This is a genomic window from Helcobacillus massiliensis, from assembly GCF_033106145.1.
Classification (GTDB): Bacteria; Actinomycetota; Actinomycetes; order Actinomycetales; family Dermabacteraceae; genus Helcobacillus; species Helcobacillus massiliensis.
This window is the reverse complement of the sequence record NZ_CP136959.1, coordinates 2272532-2291605: the sequence shown is the minus strand read 5'-3', so window position 1 is coordinate 2291605 and position 19074 is coordinate 2272532. Positions and strand designations below refer to the sequence as shown.

19 protein-coding genes are annotated in these 19074 nt (G+C 66.8%); 14 read left to right on the top strand and 5 right to left on the bottom strand.

What is annotated here, in order from left to right; translation table 11 throughout:
* Nucleotides 1–37 precede the first annotated feature (37 nt).
* From R3I40_RS11595 to R3I40_RS10415, 3 genes are all read left to right on the top strand, one after another.
* Nucleotides 38–334, top strand: a complete 297-nt coding sequence (locus R3I40_RS11595) for a type IV toxin-antitoxin system AbiEi family antitoxin domain-containing protein (protein WP_396349472.1) — start codon at nucleotides 38–40, stop codon at nucleotides 332–334.
* 143 nt (nucleotides 335–477) lie between these two features.
* Complete coding sequence (locus R3I40_RS10420) at nucleotides 478–807, top strand: nucleotidyltransferase family protein (RefSeq protein WP_259922175.1); 330 nt, start codon at nucleotides 478–480, stop codon at nucleotides 805–807.
* Entirely contained in the window at nucleotides 804–1166 is a 363-nt protein-coding gene (locus tag R3I40_RS10415) for a HepT-like ribonuclease domain-containing protein (protein ID WP_259922173.1), read from the top strand. Before R3I40_RS10420 ends, R3I40_RS10415 begins: the two co-directional genes overlap by 4 nt.
* 49 nt (nucleotides 1167–1215) lie before the next feature.
* On the opposite strand, the gene R3I40_RS10410 is transcribed toward R3I40_RS10415, so the two are convergent.
* The gene (locus tag R3I40_RS10410) at nucleotides 1216–1857 is read right to left on the bottom strand and encodes a hypothetical protein (protein ID WP_259922172.1); all 642 of its coding nucleotides are present in this window, start codon (nucleotides 1855–1857) and stop codon (nucleotides 1216–1218) included.
* Between the two features lie 338 nt (nucleotides 1858–2195).
* Here R3I40_RS10410 and R3I40_RS10405 point away from each other — a divergent pair, with 338 nt between their 5' ends.
* From R3I40_RS10405 to R3I40_RS10395, 3 genes are all read left to right on the top strand, one after another.
* A complete protein-coding gene (locus R3I40_RS10405) occupies nucleotides 2196–3500 on the top strand; it encodes an NAD(P)/FAD-dependent oxidoreductase (protein WP_285261713.1) in 1305 nt (434 codons plus the stop codon).
* A 744-nt stretch (nucleotides 3501–4244) separates the two neighbouring features.
* On the top strand, nucleotides 4245–4754 hold the full coding sequence (locus tag R3I40_RS10400) for a helix-turn-helix domain-containing protein (RefSeq protein ID WP_285261714.1): 510 nt from the start codon (nucleotides 4245–4247) through the stop codon (nucleotides 4752–4754).
* On the top strand, nucleotides 4754–5332 hold the full coding sequence (locus tag R3I40_RS10395) for a PIN domain-containing protein (protein WP_259922166.1): 579 nt from the start codon (nucleotides 4754–4756) through the stop codon (nucleotides 5330–5332). The genes R3I40_RS10400 and R3I40_RS10395 overlap by 1 nt, the downstream gene beginning before the upstream one ends.
* A gap of 13 nt (nucleotides 5333–5345) precedes the next feature.
* Here R3I40_RS10395 and R3I40_RS10390 read toward each other — a convergent pair whose 3' ends face one another.
* The 4 genes from R3I40_RS10390 to dnaA all read right to left on the bottom strand — a co-directional run bounded on the left by R3I40_RS10390 (nucleotide 5346) and on the right by dnaA (nucleotide 10940).
* A complete protein-coding gene (locus tag R3I40_RS10390; protein ID WP_285261715.1) occupies nucleotides 5346–6128 on the bottom strand; it encodes a DciA family protein in 783 nt (260 codons plus the stop codon).
* The gene (locus R3I40_RS10385; RefSeq protein ID WP_285261716.1) at nucleotides 6125–7585 is read right to left on the bottom strand and encodes a DNA replication/repair protein RecF; all 1461 of its coding nucleotides are present in this window, start codon (nucleotides 7583–7585) and stop codon (nucleotides 6125–6127) included. Before R3I40_RS10385 ends, R3I40_RS10390 begins: the two co-directional genes overlap by 4 nt.
* Before the next feature lie 10 nt (nucleotides 7586–7595).
* Entirely contained in the window at nucleotides 7596–8717 is a 1122-nt protein-coding gene (dnaN, locus tag R3I40_RS10380) for a DNA polymerase III subunit beta (protein WP_285261717.1), read from the bottom strand.
* A gap of 591 nt (nucleotides 8718–9308) precedes the next feature.
* A complete protein-coding gene (gene dnaA, locus R3I40_RS10375) occupies nucleotides 9309–10940 on the bottom strand; it encodes a chromosomal replication initiator protein DnaA (RefSeq protein WP_183377341.1) in 1632 nt (543 codons plus the stop codon).
* Nucleotides 10941–11289: 349 nt separating this feature from the next.
* On the opposite strand from dnaA, the gene rpmH reads away from it, so the two are divergent.
* From rpmH to R3I40_RS10335, 8 genes are all read left to right on the top strand, one after another.
* On the top strand, nucleotides 11290–11427 hold the full coding sequence (gene rpmH, locus R3I40_RS10370) for a 50S ribosomal protein L34 (RefSeq protein ID WP_183377342.1): 138 nt from the start codon (nucleotides 11290–11292) through the stop codon (nucleotides 11425–11427).
* A 17-nt stretch (nucleotides 11428–11444) separates the two neighbouring features.
* Complete coding sequence (gene rnpA / locus R3I40_RS10365) at nucleotides 11445–11849, top strand: ribonuclease P protein component (protein ID WP_183377343.1); 405 nt, start codon at nucleotides 11445–11447, stop codon at nucleotides 11847–11849.
* 8 nt (nucleotides 11850–11857) lie between these two features.
* Complete coding sequence (gene yidD / locus R3I40_RS10360; protein ID WP_183377344.1) at nucleotides 11858–12154, top strand: membrane protein insertion efficiency factor YidD; 297 nt, start codon at nucleotides 11858–11860, stop codon at nucleotides 12152–12154.
* A gap of 77 nt (nucleotides 12155–12231) precedes the next feature.
* Nucleotides 12232–13332, top strand: coding sequence for a membrane protein insertase YidC (gene yidC / locus R3I40_RS10355; RefSeq protein ID WP_285261718.1), 1101 nt, complete (start codon nucleotides 12232–12234; stop codon nucleotides 13330–13332).
* Nucleotides 13333–13401: 69 nt separating this feature from the next.
* Complete coding sequence (locus R3I40_RS10350; protein ID WP_396349471.1) at nucleotides 13402–13968, top strand: Jag family protein; 567 nt, start codon at nucleotides 13402–13404, stop codon at nucleotides 13966–13968.
* Nucleotides 13961–14758: a 16S rRNA (guanine(527)-N(7))-methyltransferase RsmG gene (gene rsmG, locus R3I40_RS10345; protein WP_285261719.1), complete on the top strand. Its 798-nt coding sequence runs from the start codon at nucleotides 13961–13963 to the stop codon at nucleotides 14756–14758. The genes R3I40_RS10350 and rsmG overlap by 8 nt, the downstream gene beginning before the upstream one ends.
* 28 nt (nucleotides 14759–14786) lie before the next feature.
* On the top strand, nucleotides 14787–15644 hold the full coding sequence (locus R3I40_RS10340) for a ParA family protein (RefSeq protein ID WP_183377349.1): 858 nt from the start codon (nucleotides 14787–14789) through the stop codon (nucleotides 15642–15644).
* A 102-nt stretch (nucleotides 15645–15746) separates the two neighbouring features.
* Complete coding sequence (locus R3I40_RS10335; protein ID WP_285261720.1) at nucleotides 15747–17762, top strand: ParB/RepB/Spo0J family partition protein; 2016 nt, start codon at nucleotides 15747–15749, stop codon at nucleotides 17760–17762.
* Nucleotides 17763–19074 lie beyond the last annotated feature (1312 nt).

Sequence of the window (19074 nt, the reverse complement as noted above, 5' to 3'; positions counted from 1 at the left end):
TTACGCCGAGATGTAACTAAGTTGCCGGAGGTGACCGATGTCCGCCCATCTCGCCACCCTCGAACAGCTGGGCGCCGGTCAGTGGTCGCTGGTCACCGCCGGCCAAGCGGTCGAGGCAGGAATCTCCCGCACCGCAATCCGACGACTTCACAACACCGGAACACTCACGCAGATCCAAAGAGGCGTCTACGCGCTTCCCTCATCCCAGCATGGCCGCCTACAGGAGCTTCGCGCCGCATGGCTGTCGATCAGCCCCCGCCGCTTCGCATGGGAGCGCGAGGGCGACGGCAGAACAGCTGGGGTACGCCACCGGCGAGGCTCTGATTGCCGCTAGCCTGCGGCAGACCGGCGTGCCGTCCATCGTTGGATACTTCTTGCCTTGACTTGTCCACTGCCTCAAGGGGCTCACTCAATTGAACCGGTGCAGCCGCCGACGCCCGACTCCCGTCATTTTCGGCGCCTTGCTACGCTACCGGCATGTCTGAGGGGACGGTGAGCAGGGACACCCTCGAGTTGCGGCAGCTACTCGAGGCACGTCGTTCTGAGCTCATGGCACTGCTGGACCGGTATGGAGCGAGCAAGCCGAGAATCTTCGGGTCCGTCGCTCGGGGCACAGCCGGGCCCGAAAGCGACATCGACATTCTTGTAGAAATGAATCCGGCTGACGGGAACATTCTGATGAGGGCCTCAGGCCTGCTCGAGGAGACGCGCGAGCTGTTCGGCCGCGACGACATAGATATCTTCCCGCTCCAACTGCTGAAGACTCCCCTGGCTGATCAGGCTGAGCGCGATGCGGTGCCGCTATGACCAGATCGCCTACACATCGAGTCGATGACATCCTGGGTGCGATCACCAAGTGCAGTCGCTACGTTTCTTTCGCCCAATCGGCCACCGACCCAGTTGCTGTGGAGATGGCGGAGGATGCTATCGAACGCAACCTCCAGATCATTGGTGAAGCCGTCAAGCACTTGCCTCCCGAGTTGACAGAAGATCACCCCGAAGTGCCATGGGTTCAGATACGGGGGTTCCGAAACATCTTGGTACACCAGTACTTCGGGGTAGACATCGAGATTGTTGCCAACGTTGTTGAGGCCCATCTACCGGTACTCCGTGCGGCCCTGAAGGGTCATCAAGGCAGCTCGCCGGACAGTTTGAAGAATGAGTAGGGTGGCTCCCCGCCCTCCACTGAGAGCGGGGAGCCATCGTCCCTTGGGCTCACCGACCGTAGAAGCGACTGGCCTCCTCTTCAACCACTCGACCACAGAGCAACGCCCACTCAGCCCTGAGAGCGTCAGTCATCGTGGCCGCAAGCAACTTGGTGATCTCCTCATCGGGGAGAAGAACCAGATGATCCCTCAGCCGACGTGACACCGCGCTGAAAGGCATATGTCCATCCTCGCCATCTGCCGACACAGGACGGAGCTTCACATAGTTCCGGAACGCCTCGGCTGCCGAGATCAGAGATCCTTCGGTTGCTGCTCCCCCCGCTGCCAGATCCCGGAGATGGTCCAGCAGCACATCGTCATCGATCAACTGATCAACGACGTCCTCATACGCGCTCCCCTCATCCAGATCGGTCAGCGAGTACAGACGTTCACGATCAGCCTCAACACGATCCTCCATAACCTCAACCAGCCTGGATGCCTGGCCCGGCTTCAGGCGGCCAGGCATCCCAGGCTCACTTCGGAAGAACTGGCTGCCCTTCTTCCGGAGGACAGCCAGCGCCCCCTCAGACGTCCAATCCTCCCGGATCGCGTCATGGTCAGCCGAACTGAGGTCGTCCTCGTTCACAACAACGCAGTAGGCATCAATGGGCATTGACTCGCCGGTCTTCGGGTTCACAAGACGGTATGACATGTGGAAGTCCTTCCTCGGCACCAGAGGTGCCGATCACTTCCGGCCTGCCTGGTGCAGAGCCGGTCGCCACCCCATGTACCGGCCCTCCGTCATCGAGCTTGCGTGCCCTTCGAACACCTCCACATCGCTGTGACCAGCGGGTCCACAGGGCTCGCCCCGACCCGTCGACGGCCCAACAACCGCAAGGGATTCCGGCCGCTCAGAAGGTCAGCATCCGTCGGCCTGTGATCCCCCTCATTCCTGAACCCCACAGACGCACAGCGGTGTTCCATAATGACGAGACAGGGGTCACGGCGGATCCGAGCGGGCCCCATCGTCTTGCTGCAAAGGAGTAGCCCGTGGCCAACCAGCTCGTCACGTCCCTGCCGGCCGAATTCGGCCTCACCGAAGGGCGGGACACCCCGCACGTCGTCATCATCGGTGCCGGCCTCGTGGGCCTCTCCACCGCCTGGTTCCTGCAGGAGTACGGCGTCGAGGTCACGGTTCTGGACCGCTCCGGCGTCGCCGCCGGCAGCTCCTGGGGCAACGCCGGTTGGCTCACCCCGGGCCTCTCCGCCCCGCTGAACGAGCCGTCCGTGCTGAAGTTCGGCATGGAGTCCCTCGTGGACCCGTCCTCCCCGATGTACGTGCAGCCCCGCATGGACCCCACCCTCGCCCGCTTCATGATGGGCTTCGCCGCCCGCTGCACCGCCGGCCAGTGGACCAAGGCGCTCAAGCAGTACGTCCCCATCAACCTCACCGCCCTCGACGCGTTCGATGAGATGGCCGACGGAGGCGTCAAGGAGAAGACCCGCGACACCGACTTCATCGCCGCCTGGGTGAACCCCGAGCACGGCGACGCCCTCGTCAACGAACTCACCCTCTTCGCCGACGCCGGCCTCGAAGTCGGCTTCCGCGAACTCGACAACGCCGACTTCGCGAAGGAAGCACCGCTGCTGGCACCGTCCATCCAGCGCGCCGTCCACATCACCAAGCAGCGCTTCATCGAGCCCGGCAACTACACCGAATCCGTCGCCGAATCCGTGAAGGCACGCGGCGGCAAGGTCATCATCGGTGCCCAGGCCCGCCACATCCACCACGGCCCGAAGGGCGTCTCCGTTGAGGTCGACTCCGGTGAGCCGATCTCCGGCGACGCCGTGGTCATCGCCACCGGCGCCTGGCTGCCCGAACTCGCGCAGCGCTACGGCGTGAAGAAGATCGTGCAGGCCGGCCGCGGCTACAGCTTCTCCGTGGGCGTTACCGAGCCGTCGCTGCGCCCGGTCCCGACCCCGTACTACTTCCCGCGCGAGCGCGTGGCCTGCACCCCGATCGGGAAGCGGTTCCGCATCGCCGGCACCATGGAGTTCGACCACGTGGATGCGCCGCTGCGCCGCTCCCGCGTGGACGCCCTTGAGAAGTCCGCCCGCCCGTTGATGGAGCACCTCGACTACACCGACAAGCGCGACGAATGGGTCGGCGGCCGCCCCGTCTGCGTGGACTCCAAGCCGCTCATCGGCGCCACCCGCGTGCCGCGCGTGTTCGTCAACGGCGGCCACGGCATGTGGGGAATCAGCCTCGGCCCCGCCTCCGGCAAGCTGCTCGCCAAGCAGATCGTCGAAGGTGTTGTGCCGGCAGAGCTGAAGCCGTTCAACCCGACCCGCTGACCCGCACGGAAGCGACATGAGGGCTGTCCCGCGTGGTCGTGGCCTGCGGGCTGACCCGCGTGGTCGCGACCGACACGCGCCCTGCGCCGCCGAACTGAGGCGGGCGGGCGCACGGTGCACCTGACACCAAGGGCGCTGGGCAGGCCATCACAGCCGGCCCGGCGCCCTGTGTCATGCCCTGGCGGGGGTGGTTCCGCGGCGGGCGGCGGTGCGGCCGGGGCAAGGGGCGGGTAAGAGCCGAGTGGTGTGCAAATTCCGACCAAAAACGAGGAAATCGACTCACCACAGCGCATCAGAGGGCGTTCCACTCCATTTTTTGCACACTCAGTTCCTCCGCGCAGGCGCGGATAGGGGTTGTGGCGCAGGGTCCGGCGGCTGCGCGCGCCGGCGGGCAGTCAAGCGAGCCGCGGGATCAGGCTGGGGTCGCCGCAGCCCCAGGTGCCGTCCGGGCGAGGCTCGCGCAGCCAGCGTGGGTCGATCCAGGTGGCGCCGGCATCGAGGGAGTGCTGCACGGCGATCCCGTGGGGGCCCGGCAGGTCCAGTGGAGAAGACCGGACGTCGTACACCAATCACAAACGGCTGCCGGCGCTGGCCAGGGCAGGGACGCGGTAGCGCGGGTTCATCGATCGGACCCCGGAAAACACAGCGCCAGATGCGGCAACGACTGGACTCATACCGCGATGGTAGTCGGCACCACCGCGACAACCCTTGCGAATTTTTCGAATATCTGCGTATTCTCCTGCCATGACCACCCGAGCGAGTTCTCGCCACACTGTTCTTCCGCCTGAGGATCTTGAACAGATGCTGGACCTGAGCCACTTCTTGGCTCAGCACAGTGAGCCAGCAGGGCTTGTGGGGCCGGATGGGCAGTGCGTACCCCTGCCTCTCGAGGCGTACACGGTGCTCCGCGAGATCGTCGACGCGATGCGACAAGGCAAAGCCATCACTGTCGTTCCCGTCGATAAGACGCTGACAACTCAGGAAGCGGCGAACTTCCTTGGCATCAGTCGCCCCACCCTGGTGAAGATCCTCGAGAGCGGAGAAATCGACTTCACCTATACGACTGGGGGACGGCATCGGCGCGTTCGTCTGCAAGACCTCGTGGACTACCAGGAGAAGAAGCGTCGGGCCTCCCGCAGCGCTCTCGACGATATGACTGCTGAAGCCGCGGCCGAGGGCCTGTATGAAGCGGACGCATCCCTGTACGTCGAGGCGCTGGCGGCCGCGAGAATGCGCCCGCCTGTGACGAGCTGATGGCACGGTTCAGCGCGCTTCTCGATGCCTGCGCGCTTGTGCCGATCACCCAGGCCGATCTGCTGTTACGACTGGCTGAGGCGGGGCTGTACCGCCCGCTATGGAACCACCGGATTTTGGAGGAGACAGTCGCTGCGATCGAGGCTGTCCATCCCCAGACCAAAGCGTCCGGCAGCGCCCGGCGCCGAGTGAATACCATGAACAAGGTTTTCCTTGACGCATGCGTTGATCACTGGGAACCGTTCGTTGAGTCAGTGGACCTTCCGGACCCCGACGATCGACATGTGGTTGCTGCGGCGGTGAGGGGCAGAGCAGACCTGCTCGTGACAGCCAACCTCAAGGACTTTCCGGTTGAGCACCTCGCACCATTGGGAATTGAGGTTCAAAGCCCCGACCAGTTCTTGATGAATCAGCTGGACCTGGCACCTCAGGATGTCATGATCGCACTGCAACACATGGCGCAGGCGACACAGAATCCACCGATGACGATCCGGGAGATCCTGAGCAGCTTGGAACGGTGCGGACTGTCAGCATTCAGCGTGGCCGCAGCACAGCAGCTGTGGCGAATCAGCCCCTGATCCGACGCCCCCATCACCCGTACGTGTCGCGCGGGCCGCGCCACTTCACGGTGCGCTTGCCCTTCACCCACGAGACTCCCTGCGGGCCCGTCACCTTCAGCTCCGTGACGATCTGCCGGCCCACATACTCGTGGATCGTGGTGATGAGCTGCGGGGTCAGCATCCGCAGCTGCGACGCCCACACCGACGAATCCGCAGCAACAACGAGCTGGCCGTCCTCGAAGCTCGCGACCTCGCAGTGCTGCGCGATCTGCGGCCCCACGATCTGCTCCCAGTCGGCGAGCACCTGCCCCTGACTCATTCCGTCCTCCCATCCGAGGTCGCCGAGCACGCGCGCCAGCACCGTCTTGAAGCCCTGCGGGTCGCGGGCGTCGGGCCGGGCCCCGGAGAACCCGCCCTTGAGGGTGGTGGCGTCGCGTGCGCTGAAGCGTCCGCGACTGGTGCCGCGGCGTGGTTTGTACCCGTAGCGCTTCGCGGTGGCGCGGGCGTGGTTGAGGGCGCGGCGGGCGTACTCGTCCGGGCGGGAGAAGTCGCGGACAGTCGCGTTCGGGTCGCGGGCGATGCGGAACTCGTCGGCCTCGTCCGCGCCGCCGTCGCCCTCACCGGAGCCATCACCCACGGGATTGGCATCATCCCAATCCTCGGGCTCGGGTGGGGCGCCGGGGCTCGGCATCTCGTTCGCCCGCTCATGCGGCGCCGGCGAGGCGGGCGCAGCCGACGGGTCCTTCGGCGCGGTGGGCTGGGCCGGTGGGTTCTGCCAGGTGCCCAGCGCGTACGGGTTCGGCGGCTGGATCACCGGCCACCACCAGCCCCGCCGGGTCGACCGGAGCCACTGGTCCCGCCGCGGATCTCGGCCCGTCCCTTCGTCACATCCACCAGGGTCAGCTCACCGGCGGACCCGTCGGCCACCGACCGCGGAATATCCGAATCGTTCGCGGTGGTGATCAGCACCTGCTCAGCGCCGGCGATGATGCGGCCGAGCCGCTCCCGGCGGTGCTGGTCGAGCTCGGAGAAGACGTCATCGAGGATGAGGATCGGTTCGCCGTCGCCGAGGTCTCCCTCCTCGATGGTGAGCAGGTCGTAGGAGCCCAGGCGCAGCGCAAGCGCCAGCGACCACGATTCGCCGTGGCTGGCGTACCCCTTCGCGGGGAAGTCGTGCAGGCGGATCTCCATGTCGTCGCGGTGGGGGCCGCTGAGGGTGATGCCGCGGTCGATCTCGTCATCGTGGCGGGCAGTGAGCTGCTCGAGCAGGGCGTCATGCAGCTGCTGCAGGGTCGGCAGAGGCGGATCCGAGCCGGCGTTGCGCTTCTCCGCACGCGCCACCTCCGGGTCCTCCGCCGCCTCGGGGGAATCGGGGCCGACGGGTCCCGACGCGGCCTGCAGCTCACCCTCAAGCACGCTCGAGGTGTACCGGATGTTCGCGGGCGTGGCCACGGCGCCGCGATCCGCGGGGTGCAGCTGGAGCCCCACTTCGGCGCCCTCATCGGTCGCGACCCTCATATAGGAGTAGCCCACATGCGGCCGCAGACGGTTCACCAGATGCAGGCGGGCGCGGATCAGTTCGGCGCCGGTGCGGGCGAGCTGCTCATCCCACACCTGCAGCGTGGTCTGCGCGGCTTCGGCGGGGTCGGTGCCGTCGGGCAGGGGCGCGGCCGACGGGCGCTGGCCTCGGCCGCGGCCCGCGCTGGACCGTCCGGACCCGTGCCCACTGGACCCGCCGGTGCGGGCGGCGGCGCGGCGCATCTGCCGCATCTGTTTGAGCAGGGAGTTGCGCTGCTTCAGCACACGGTCGAAGTCGGCGCGGATGCTGGCGAACCTCGGTGCGATCTCGTACAGGATCTCGTCGAGGAAGCGTCGGCGGCCCTCCGGGTCCCCCTTGATGAGCGCGAGGTCCTCCGGTGAGAACAGGACGGCGCGGACCTGACCGAGGACCTCACGGGGGCGGGAGAGGCCCTGCCCGTTGAGGCGGATGGTGGTGCCGCGGCCGGGCGCGAGCTGCGCATCGATCCGGACGTCGCGGCCGGCGCGGACGAATCCGGCGCGGATGATCGCGGTCTCGGCGCCGCGGCGGACCATCGCGGCGTCGTGGGAGACGCGGTGGGAGGACAGCGCCGCGAGGTACCAGACCGCTTCGACGAGGTTGGTCTTGCCCTGGCCGTTCGATCCGACGAACACGGTCACCCCGGGCCGCAGCTGCAGCGTGACGTGCTCGTAGGAGCGGAAGTCGGTCAGGTCGAGGACGCGCAGGTGCATGCGCGCCGCGTCAGATGCGCATCGGCATCAGCAGGTAGCGGTAGGAGTCGTCCGCGTCCGCGTCCTGCGACTCCTGCCCGCGGATCACGGACGGCTTGATCGAGTCCGGCATCTTGAACTGCACGAAGTCGGTGGTGAATGCGCCGAGGCCCTCGAGGAGGAACCCGGAGTTGTACCCGACGACGAGTTCGCCGCCTTCGACCTGCGCTTCGATGACTTCGGATGCCTGGGCGTCGTCACCGGCGCCGGCTTCGAGGGCGACCTGGCCTTCGCTGAAGGTGAGCCGCACGGGGGTGTTGCGCTCGGCAACCAGGCTGACACGCTTGACCGCTTCGATGAGCGGCTGGGTCGCCACGGTCATGGAGTAGTTCGTGTTGTCCGGGAAGAGGCGGCGCACCGGCGGGTAGTCGCCGTCCACGAGGGTGGAGGTGGTGCGGCGGCCGGCGGATTCGAAGCCGATGATGCTGGACTGCTCGCCGGTGTTCAGTGCGATCTCCACGCTGCCCGAGCCGAGGGAGCGGGCCACTTCGGTGAGGGTGCGCGAGCGCACGATCGCGGACATCTCCGCAGAGGGATCCGACGGGTTCCACGTGAACTCGCGCATCGCGAGGCGGAACCGGTCCGTGGCCATCATGGCGACCTTCTCGCCGTCGATCTCGATGCGCACGCCGGTCAGCAGGGGGACCACGTCATCCTTCGAGGCGGCGATGGACACCTGGCTGATGGCCTGCGCGAACAGCGAGGAGTCAATCGTGCCGACCACGGGCGGGAGTTCCGGCAGCGCCGGGTAGTCGCCGATGGGAAGCACGGCGAGGGTGAAGCGGGAGGAGCCGCAGCGGATCTCCACCTTGGTGCCCTCGAGCTGGAAGGAGACCGGCTTGTTCGGCAGGGCGCGGACGATCTCGGAGAGCATACGGCCCTGGACGAGGACTTCGCCGGCCTCATCGACTTCGGCGGGCAGCGTGATGTGGGCGCTGACTTCGTAGTCGAAGGTGGAGAGCTTCAGCTCGCCGGTGGTGTCGGCGACGATCTTGACACCCTGCAGGATGGGCATCGCCGGGCGGGTGGGGAGCGTGCGAGTCGCCCAGGAGACGGCCTCGTTCAGGACATCTCGATCAAGGTGGAATCTCACCGTGTGCTCTCCTTCGTGACAGTCAGAAGCGGATGGTCGCAGCGGCGCAGCCCTCTGGTGTGCGTCTCGGTGCGGACAGGGTCAACTGTAGTCAGTTTCGAGGACCCCCGCGCGGTTCGGAATCCCATCCTTGTCATTCTGAACATCCGTTCGTCTCCGCTCATGTGCACAGGTGTTCGAGCCCGGTCCGCGACTCAGGGCCCGGCCGGCCCCGCTTGTCCACACCCACAGTGAACCAAACTTAAACACTCACCTTAATGACGACTGTTGATCCTGTGCATAAGTGGTGTTTCTGCTGGTCAGGCCGATTTTCGTCGTTCAGGTCGCTTCTGGAGAGCTCATCGAACTCTGTGGACATCATGGGCATAAGTCCGCGGCTGCTCGGTCAGGTGCTGCGGGAGGATCCACATCGGGGCCCGTATGCATGCACAGTATCCCCAAAGTTATCCACAATGTGGATGAAATCGAGGGACGGAAACCAGAGGTTCTGCGGCCCAGCCTGCTGAAACACAGACGTGTCATTCGCGGCGGACACCGCCGGACGCCCGCTGCGGCGCAATGTGCTCGCGCAGCACCCGTCGGCCCGCCGGATCAGCCGCGGCCGTGCTCCTGTGCCTTCGCCTTCACGCGCGCGGTGAGCTCCGACACCTGATTGAACAGGGCGCGACGCTCCTTCATCAGCTGCGTCACCTTCTTGTTCGCGTGGATCACAGTGGTGTGGTCGCGGCCGCCGAACTCGTCGCCGATCTTCATCAGCGGCATTTCGGTGAGCTCACGGCACAGGTACATCGCGATCTGCCGCGCCGTCACCAGCGCGCGGGTGCGGTTGGTGCCCTTGATGTCATCCACGGACAGCCCGAAGTAGCTGGAGGTCTCCGCGATGATCAGCGGTGCGGTGATCTCGGCGGCGCCGTCGTGGATCCGCAGATCCTTCAGCACCGATTCGGCGAGGGAGACGTCCATCGGCGCGCGGGACAGCGAATGCAGCGCCTGCACGCGGATCAGCGCGCCTTCGAGTTCGCGGATGTTGGTGGAGATGTTCTGCGCGATGTACTCGAGGACGTCGTGGGGGACCTCGTCGTTGCCCTCGGCGGTGACCTTCTTGCGGAGGATCGCGATGCGGGTCTCGAGGTCCGGCGGCTGCACGTCCGTCATCAGACCCATTTCGAAGCGGGAGCGCATGCGGTCCTCGAAGCCGCCGAGCTGCTTCGGCGGAAGGTCCGATGTGATGACGATCTGCTTGTTGGCGTTGTGCAGCGTGTTGAACGTGTGGAAGAACGCCTCCATGGTCTCGGGGGCGCGCTGCAGGAACTGGATGTCATCGATCAGCAGGATGTCGATGTCGCGGTAGCGGCGCTGGAACTCCTGAGCGCGGCCGAACTGACCGGAGGAGACGGAGTTGATGAAGTCGTTGGTGAACTCTTCGGAGTTGACGTAGCGCACGTGGATGTTCGGCTGCAGGCCGAGGGCGTAGTGGCCGGTGGCGTGCAGCAGGTGCGTTTTGCCCAGGCCCGACCCGCCGTAGATGAACAGGGGGTTGTACGCCTGGGCGGGCTGTTCGGCGACCGCGAAGGCGGCGGCCTGCGCGAAGCGGTTGGAGGCGCCGATCACGAAGGTGTCGAAGGTGTACTTCGGGTTGAGGCGGGTGGAGGATCCGAGCCCCGACCCAGAGTTATCCACAGAACTGTTCACATTCGAGGCGGATTGTGTGGATCGCTGCTGCTGGGGACGCTGCTGCACCCCGGTCGCGCCGAAGCCGGCGGGCGCATCCTCGGAGGTGTGCGGCGCCGCGGGGGCGGACTGCGCGGACATCGCCGCGAAGGCCGACGGGTCCGCTCCTGCGATGCCTGCGCTGCCGGTCGGCGGGGTCGACTGGCCGGAGGGGGCCGGCTGTGCCGGCAGGGAGGCCGACGGGGCGGGCCGCGGCGCGGGGCCGTCGCTGTGGAGGGAGTCCAGGAGCGACTCGTCGATGGTGACGGCGAAGCGGCTGTCCCGGCCTGTGACCTGGGTGAGCGCTGCTTTCAGCGAGTCGCGGATGGCGGTTTCGAAGATGTCCTTCGCCAGGCCGGAGGGGACGGCGATGAGGGCGGTGTCGTCGAGGAAGCCCTTGAGGCGGGAGAGGGTGAGGAAGGCGATGTGGCGGTCGGAGACATCGGGATCGGCGCGCAGGATCTGAATGCACTGTGCCCACAGTTCGTCGTGGTCGGGCGCCGCGTTGTCCATCGTTGCTCCTTGGTCGGCATGGGGAAGGGCCGGATCGGTGGGGATCGTGCACACAGTTTTCCACAAATGGTGGGGAAAAGTGTCAGCCATTGGGGATAAGGTGTGGTGCAGTCCCGAACGACCCGTGAGATTCCGCCCACAGACGGGCGAAGACACCGCGGATCCATTGACCCTGCCCGCGCACCGCCCTACGCTTGATCAGTCTGTGCTGCGCCACCGGGACTTCCCCTCGACGCTCCCCGTGACGGTTCGACGCGCGAACCCGGCAGCTGCGCAGCCACCGAAAAGCCACGGGGCCCCGCCCCGCCCACAGGCCCCTCCCGGGGCCACCGATCCGTAGGAGAACGAGATGTCCAAGCGCACGTTCCAGCCGAACAACCGCCGCCGCGCCAAGAAGCACGGCTTCCGCGCCCGCATGCGCACCCGCGCAGGCCGCGCCATCATCAACGCACGCCGCTCGCGGGGCCGCGCTTCGCTGTCCGCGTGAGCTGAGCCGGTCCCAGCGTGACCGCTCCCGCTCACCGTCTGCGCCACAGCGACGACTTCCGCCTCACGTCCCGCACCGGGACGAGGGCAGCACGATCCCACGTGGTGGTTCACGTGGCTGTTCCCGATCCGCACACCAGCGGGCCGCGACAGCAGGATGAGCCCCGCGTGGGTTTCGTCGTGTCCAAAAAGGTCGGCAATTCGGTGATCCGTCACCGTGTGACCAGGCGTCTGCGGGAGATCATGCGGCCGCGCATGCACCTGCTGCCCCCGCGCTCCACCTGCGTGGTCCGAGCCCTGCCCGGTATCCAGTCCGTGCAGTTCCAGGACCTCGCCGCGCAGACCGAATCCGCCGTCGCCGCCGCCGTCACCAAGCTGCAGCGGCGCACCGACGGTGCCCAGCGCACCCGTCGGCCGGCCTGACCACCACCATGCGCTCCCCGCTGCAGTGGCCCACGGCGATCCTCACCGCCCTGGTCCGCGCCTATCAGCGGGGGATCTCGCCGTACACGCCGCCGGCGTGCGGCTTCACCCCCGTGTGCTCCCAGTACGCGGTGGACTCCCTGCGCCGCCACGGCGCCGTCAAGGGCACCGTGCTGTCCGCGTGGCGGATCCTGCGCTGCAACCCCCTCACCGGGGGCGGCCTCGACCCCACCCCGGCGCCGGGCATGTGGAGCAATCCGCGCGCCCTGCGCAGGCCCGAGGACCGCGCAGGCGACGACTTGTAGATTAGACCCGAACCCGACCGACGCCGCCCCTCGCATGACCGTCATGCGCATCCGGGACGGATAGAAAGACAAGGCCGATGTCAAAGATTCTGATGCCCATCGAATGGGCGGTCTTCTGGATCATGGTGCAGTTCCACAAGGTGCTGTCCTTCGTGATGGACCCCAACAGCGGCTGGACCTGGATCCTGTCGATCGTGGGTCTGACCGTCCTGGTCCGCATCCTGATCCTGCCGCTGTTCGCCAAGCAGATCCGCGCCTCCCGTGCCATGCAGATCGCCGGCCCCGAACTGCGGGCCGTGCAGCAGAAGTACAAGGGCAAGACCGACCCGGAGTCCCGCCAGGCGATGACGCAGGAGACCATGGAGGTCTACCGCAAGCACGGCGCCTCCCCGGTGTCCTCGTGCCTGCCGCTGCTGATCCAGATGCCGATCTTCTTCGGCCTGTTCCGCGCCCTGTTCTACACCCTGCCGGAGCACTCCCCGGGCGGGAAGAGCTACGGCGAGACCTTCGGCGGCATGACCCCGGAGCTGGCGAAGAGCGCCTCGACCTCCACGATCTTCAGCCACACCACGATCGCTGACAGCTTCCTCTCCGGCACCATCGAGACGAAGCTGATCACCGGCATCATCATCGCGCTGATGTGCGCCGTCACGTTCCTCACCCAGAAGGAACTGACGATGAAGAACCTGCCGCCGTCGGCCCTCGAGGGCCCCGCGGCGAACATGCAGAAGATCATGCTCTATGTTCTTCCGTTCATCTACATCATCACCGGCCCCGGCATGCCGCTGGGCGTGCTGATCTACTGGCTCACCACGAACGTGTGGAGCTTCGGCCAGCAGTGGTGGATGATCCGCAACAACCCGACCCCCGGTTCGGACGCGGAGAAGGTCCGCCACGAGCGCATCAACGAGAAGCGCGCGAAGAAGGGCCTGGAGCCGCTGGACTTCCGCCCCGCGAAGGTGGAGAAGCCGGTCGAGGAGCAGCAGATCCGGGTCCAGCCGAAGCGCTACGAGAAGGGCCGCCGCCTCTCCGATGAGGAGATGCTGGAGCGGGCCCGCCGCCAGCGCGCCGAAGCACAGGCCAAGCGCCGTGCCCAGAATCCCGGCGGCAGCTCCGCAGCCGGCAGGAAGGGCTCCGGCAAGAAGAAGTCCAGCGCGAAGAAGCGCAACCGCCGCTGACGGCGACCCAGGCGGGCTGCCCCACCCCACGTGGGTGGAACCCGCACACCCGAGTGAAATGAGGCCATTGTGAACGACACCCCCACTGCCGACACCCCGGAGGATCTGCGCGAGGACCAGGCGCCCGAGGTCGAGGAGACCTCCGCCGACTCCCACAGCAACGGAGGCGACCGCCTGCAGCGCCTCGAGGAGGAAGGCGATTTCGCCGCCGACTACCTCGAAGAGCTGATGGACATCGCTGACCTGGACGGTGACATCGACATCGACGTGGACGGCGACCGCGCATCCGTGGAGATCCGCGGCGCCGACGAGCTCACCGCGCTGAATGAGCCGAAGGGCGAACTGCTGGAGGCGCTGCAGGAGCTGACGCGCCTGGCGGTGCAGGCCCGCACCGGTCAGCGCTCGCGCCTGATGCTGGACATCGGCGGTTTCCGTGCGAACCACCGCAGCGAGCTGGAGGAGCTGGCTGAGAAGGCGGTGGAGCAGGCGAAGAACGGCACGATCCCCGTGCCGCTGCGCCCGATGAACCCGTTCGAGCGCAAGGTGGTGCACGATGTCGCCAAGCGCGCCGGTCTCCGCTCGGAGTCCGATGGTGAGGGCGGTACCCGCCACGTGGTGATCTACCCCCATGACTGAGCGTCTGGCGCCGCCGGCGGAGCATCGTGCGCTGGCTGAGGAGCTGTTCGGCCGGAACCTGCCGCTGGCGGAGCGCTACGCCCGCCTGCTGCAGACCAAGGGCGCGGAGCAGGGCCTGATCGGCCCGCGCGAGGTCGATCGCATCTGGGAGCGCCACGTGCTCAACTGCGCGCTGATGGTGCGCGCGCTGGAGGCGCCGGAGGGGGCCGACGGGGCCGCCGCATCCGTCGGGACCGCTGCGTCCGGTGGATCCGCCGACTCTGCTGCGGCCTTGCCCGAGCCCGTCCGCACGCTCGCCGATGTGGGCTCCGGCGCCGGCCTGCCCGGCCTGGTCCTGGCGATCGCCCGGCCCGACATCGACATCACCCTGATCGAGACGATGCAGCGACGCTGCACCTGGCTGGAGGAGACCCTGGAGGATCTCGCCGCCTTGGATGAGGAAGACTCCGTCGGCACGCAGCTCCCGCAGGTGACCGTGGTGCGGGCCCGCGCGGAGGAGCTGCACGGTGAGCAGGAGTTCGATGTGGTGACCGCGCGGGCGGTTGCGGCGCTGGACAAGCTCGCGAAGTGGACGCTCCCGCTGGTGCGGGTGGGCGGCCGGCTCGTGGCGCTGAAGGGGCAGAGCGCCCCGCAGGAGATCGAGAAGGCGCAGAAGACGCTGCAGCGGCTGGGCGGGGAGAACGCCCGGATCGAGCTGATCCGAGCGGAGGGCATTGAGGTTCCCACTACAGTGGTGAGCGTTGATGTGACCGCACGTCCGCAGAAGAAAGGCTCCCGTGGTGGCAAATAGCAAAGGCTCGCAGGAGGACACTCCGCTGATGCGGCAGCTGAGGCAGGACACCCAGCTGCGCAGGAAGCTGGAGAACGCCACCTTCGAGGCGCCGGCGGAGACCCGCATCATCTCGGTGGCGAACCAGAAGGGCGGGGTCGGCAAGACCTCCACTGCTGTGAACGTGGCGGCTGCGCTGGCGCAGGGCGGACTGCATGTTCTGCTGATCGATGCGGACCCGCAGGGCAATGCGTCCACGGCGCTGGGTGTGGAGCACGATCCCGATATCGCGTCGTTGTACGACGTCCTGGTGGATGACAAGCCGCTGCACGAGATCCTGGTCCCCTCGGAGCAGTTCGAGACGCTGCAGTGCGCGCCCGCCACGATCGACCTGTCGGGTGCGGAGATCGAACTGGTGCCGATGGTGGCGCGGGAGTCGCGGATGAAGAACGCCATCCGTGCCTACATCGAACACCGGGAGCAGGCGGGTGAGCCGCGCCTGGACTACATCTTCATCGACTGCCCGCCGTCGCTGGGTCTGCTGACCATCAATTCGCTGGTGGCGGCGCGGGAGGTGCTGATGCCGATCCAGGCGGAGTACTACGCGCTGGAGGGCATCGCGATGCTGTGGAAGAACATTGAGCTGATCCAGCAGCATCTGAACTCGGATCTGCGGGTGTCCACGATTCTGCTGACGATGTACGACGGCCGGACCCGGCTGGCGTCGCAGGTGGCGGAGGATGTGCGCGAGCACTTCCCGGAGCAGACCCTGCAGACTCTGATTCCGCGGTCGGTGCGGATCTCCGAGGCGCCCAGCTACGGCGAAACGGTGATCACCTACGATCCGGGGAGCACCGGCGCCCTGGCGTACCGCGCGGCGGCGCACGAGATCTCCACCCGTTCCTGACTTATCCGACGCGCGGCGCGGCAGAACGACCTGCTGGCGGTTCGCGCTTCAATCGTGGGCCTGGAAGAATCATGGCTTCCAGCAGACTGATGAAGGAAGACTATGGCGAAGAAACGCGGACTCGGTCGCGGGATCGGCGCGCTGATCCCCAGCGCAGCTCCCAGCGGTCGGCAGGCGGAGCCGGCGAAGCCAGCGGCAGCTGAGAAGCCGACGGAGGCCCCCTCCGGCGAGTCCTCGAAGGCGACGGCGTCCTCGGAGAAGAAGTCGACCCCCGCGAAGTCCAGCGCCGCGAAGTCGTCCTCGGTGAAGTCGGGCGCGACCGCGAAGAAGTCTGCGCCTGCGAAGAAGGCCTCGACCCCCACCGCCGCGTCCGCTCCCACTGCTGCTTCTGCCCCCACCGCTGCGTCCGCAGCGACTCCCGCTCCCGCCGAGGAGGCGGCTCCCGCGCTGCGCACCCGTCGGCAGGCCGACGGAGGCCGCGGATCCCAGTCGCAGAGCTCCGCAGCCGATTCCTCCACTGACGGCTCCGCCTCGGCGGACCGCAGTGGTGCTGCCTCCTCCGGTCGTGCCTCGAGCCGCCCGGTGGACATGTTCTTTTCGGGTGATCCCGTCGGCGCTCCCCGCGAGGATGGGGCTGCCCGTCGGCGCGATCTCGCCAACGATATGGCGCGCGCTGCCCGGTCCCGCCGTGCCGCCTCCAAACGTTCCGCCACCGCAGGTGCGGCCGCGCCCGCGCCGGCTGCTGCGCCGACGTCAGCCCCCTCCGCCGCTCCGACTGCCGCCCCTGCTGCGGCGACGCCCGTTGCGGCACCGACCGCGGCTCAGCAGAAGGACGCTGACGCCTCCGGTGCCAGCGTGGAGGAGAAGGTCCTCTCCCCGGCTGGGGAGACCCGTGCTCCCGCAGCGCCGACCCCTGCCCCGGAGCAGTCTCCGGCGGCCGTGACGGCAGCGACCCCGGACGCTGACCAGACCGACGCCCCGGCTGCCGAGTCGGCAGAGCGCACGGATGCCGAGAAAGCGTCTCCTGCGCCGGCGGCGTCATCGAAGTCCGCGACCGAGGGCTTCGGGTACGACGATGTGGTGATGGTCGGTGAGGACGAGCGCCGGTTCGATCCCGACGCGGCTGGGCCCGCTGCGGCAGCCGAATCCGAGGCTGACGATGCTCCTGGGGCAGATGCCTCCGCTGAGGCGCCGTCAGCGGCCTCTGAGACGGCTCAGGACCGCTCCGATGAGCACGAGGCCTCCAGCGCCTCGGAGCTGTCGATCGACACAGACGATCTCGTCGCTGTTCCCGGTGCCGAGTTCGCGGAGCTTCCCATCAATGAGATCCGCGAGAACCCGCGGAACCCGCGCACCGTCTTCGATGAGGAGGCGCTCGATGAGCTGGCGTACTCCCTGCGCGAGGTCGGCGTCCTGCAGCCGGTTGTGGTTCGACCAATTCCAGTCACGGAGAGCGGCGAATCGTTTGAGCTCGTCATGGGTGAGCGCCGTTGGCGCGCCGCGCAGCGCGGTGGGCTGACCTCGATCCCGGCGATCATTCGTGAAACCAGCGACGATGACCTCCTGCGCGATGCTCTGCTGGAGAACCTGCACCGCAGCCAGCTGAACCCCCTGGAAGAGGCCGCCGCGTACGCGCAGCTCCTGGAGGACTTCGGTTCCACGCAGGACGAACTGGCGGAGCGCATCGGCCGCTCCCGTCCCCAGATCACCAACACGCTGCGTCTGCTGAAGCTGGCGCCGCTTGTGCAGCGCCGTGTGGCCTCCGGGGCCCTCTCTGCGGGCCATGCGCGCGCTCTCCTGGCCGTGGACGATCCGAAGCTCCAGGAGGAGCTGGCGGCCCGTGTGGTGGCCGAGGGGCTGTCCGTCCGCGCTGTTGAGCGCCTGATCTCCACAGGCAGCGGCCCGACGGGGCGTGCATCCACTCCCCGCCGCACCACCTACAACCCGCACGTGGTGGACCTGACCTCCCGCATCAGCAACCGCTTCGAAACTCCGGTCCGGATCGATGTGGGCAAGCGCAAGGGCAAGATCACCTTTGAGTTCTCCTCGATGGAGGACCTCGATCGCCTGGCGTCTCTCCTCGGGATCGACGCCGATGACCTGCCCGGCGAGGGCTGAGCGTCACGGTCTGGTTCTGATTACCATCTGGTAAGGGAGGGCGCCGACGGGCGCCCTCCCTTTTCTCTGCCCATCTCGTCCGTCCGGGTCGAGCGCGGGTGAGCTGTCTGTGCTGCGCAGTGTTCGGTTGTGCTGGGGCGCGTTGGGCTGTGATGGTTTGTGCTGTGCTGTGCTGTGCTGTGCTGTGCTGGCTGCGGCTGGGCTGCGGCAGGCCGCTCCGTGCTGACTGTCTCTTCCGTCCACAGACTTGGGGCGAGATCCGTCAGGGTGCTCACCCGCGCTGACCTCACCTCTCGAGTGCTGTATCCACGTGTGTGCACTCTTCTGTGGATAACTCCGTGAAACGATGCCTGACCTGCGCGGATAGTGGCACTGGTCGGGCTCTGGTCAGGACTTGTCACCCTCTCTCGGGCCGCCTTGTGGACAAGGACAGCGGCACTGATCTGCCGCTAGGTTTCACGTGGAACCTCAGCCCCCGTCCCCACGCATCCTCAGCGGGCATCGCGAAAAGTACCACCGCTCCGTCTGGAAGGAGCGGCGTGCTTGAGGAATCAGTTCAGGTGCCGGGACCATTGAGTCCAACTCGGCAGAAAGGTCGTTTCACGTAGAACTGCTGAGTAATGGACCACGCCCAGGGGCGCCTATTCGCTTCGCTGTCGGTCCGAGGGTGTGGTGACTTGTCCCAGGAGTCGGGTTTCACGTGGAACCGGTCCGATAAGTGCTGATCAGCGCGTTGTTGGAGGTGTTCCACGTGAAACGCTTCGATAGACATGACGTCATGGTTTGCTCCAGTCGGGTCTGGACACCCACTTGTGCGAAAGATAGCTAGCCTCCTCAGGTTTCACGTGAAACAGACCCTTTCCACTAGAACCTTCGCGCACGTAGACACGACAGAGCGATGGGGTACACCCTCCTGACGCTGCACGACTGTGGAGTTCAGCTGACTGCCACCCTCTTGAGTTGTCGTATCTGACTGTGGTTGTACGTGAAACGGCAACGGTGTGGATGCGCAACGCGGGAGGAGTTCGCATGCAGACAATGCCGCGGAGTGGTTCCACGTGAAACACGCTTGTTCGGCCTCAGTCAGGACGCAGCATCGTGCCGGCCAACCGGCATGCACCCTTGACCCTCTTCGTTTGCTGTGCGGATAGGACGACTGTGCCCTGCGGGCATGCCCGTTGATTGACACATTGCGAACTCGGCCGAGGCGGCGGTGGAGGTGTCGTGTGCTCACTCGGTTCCACGTGAAACCACCGCTCTCGGCAACAGAAACGCAGGCAATCATTCGGAGTGGTATTTCGACCTTGGCAGA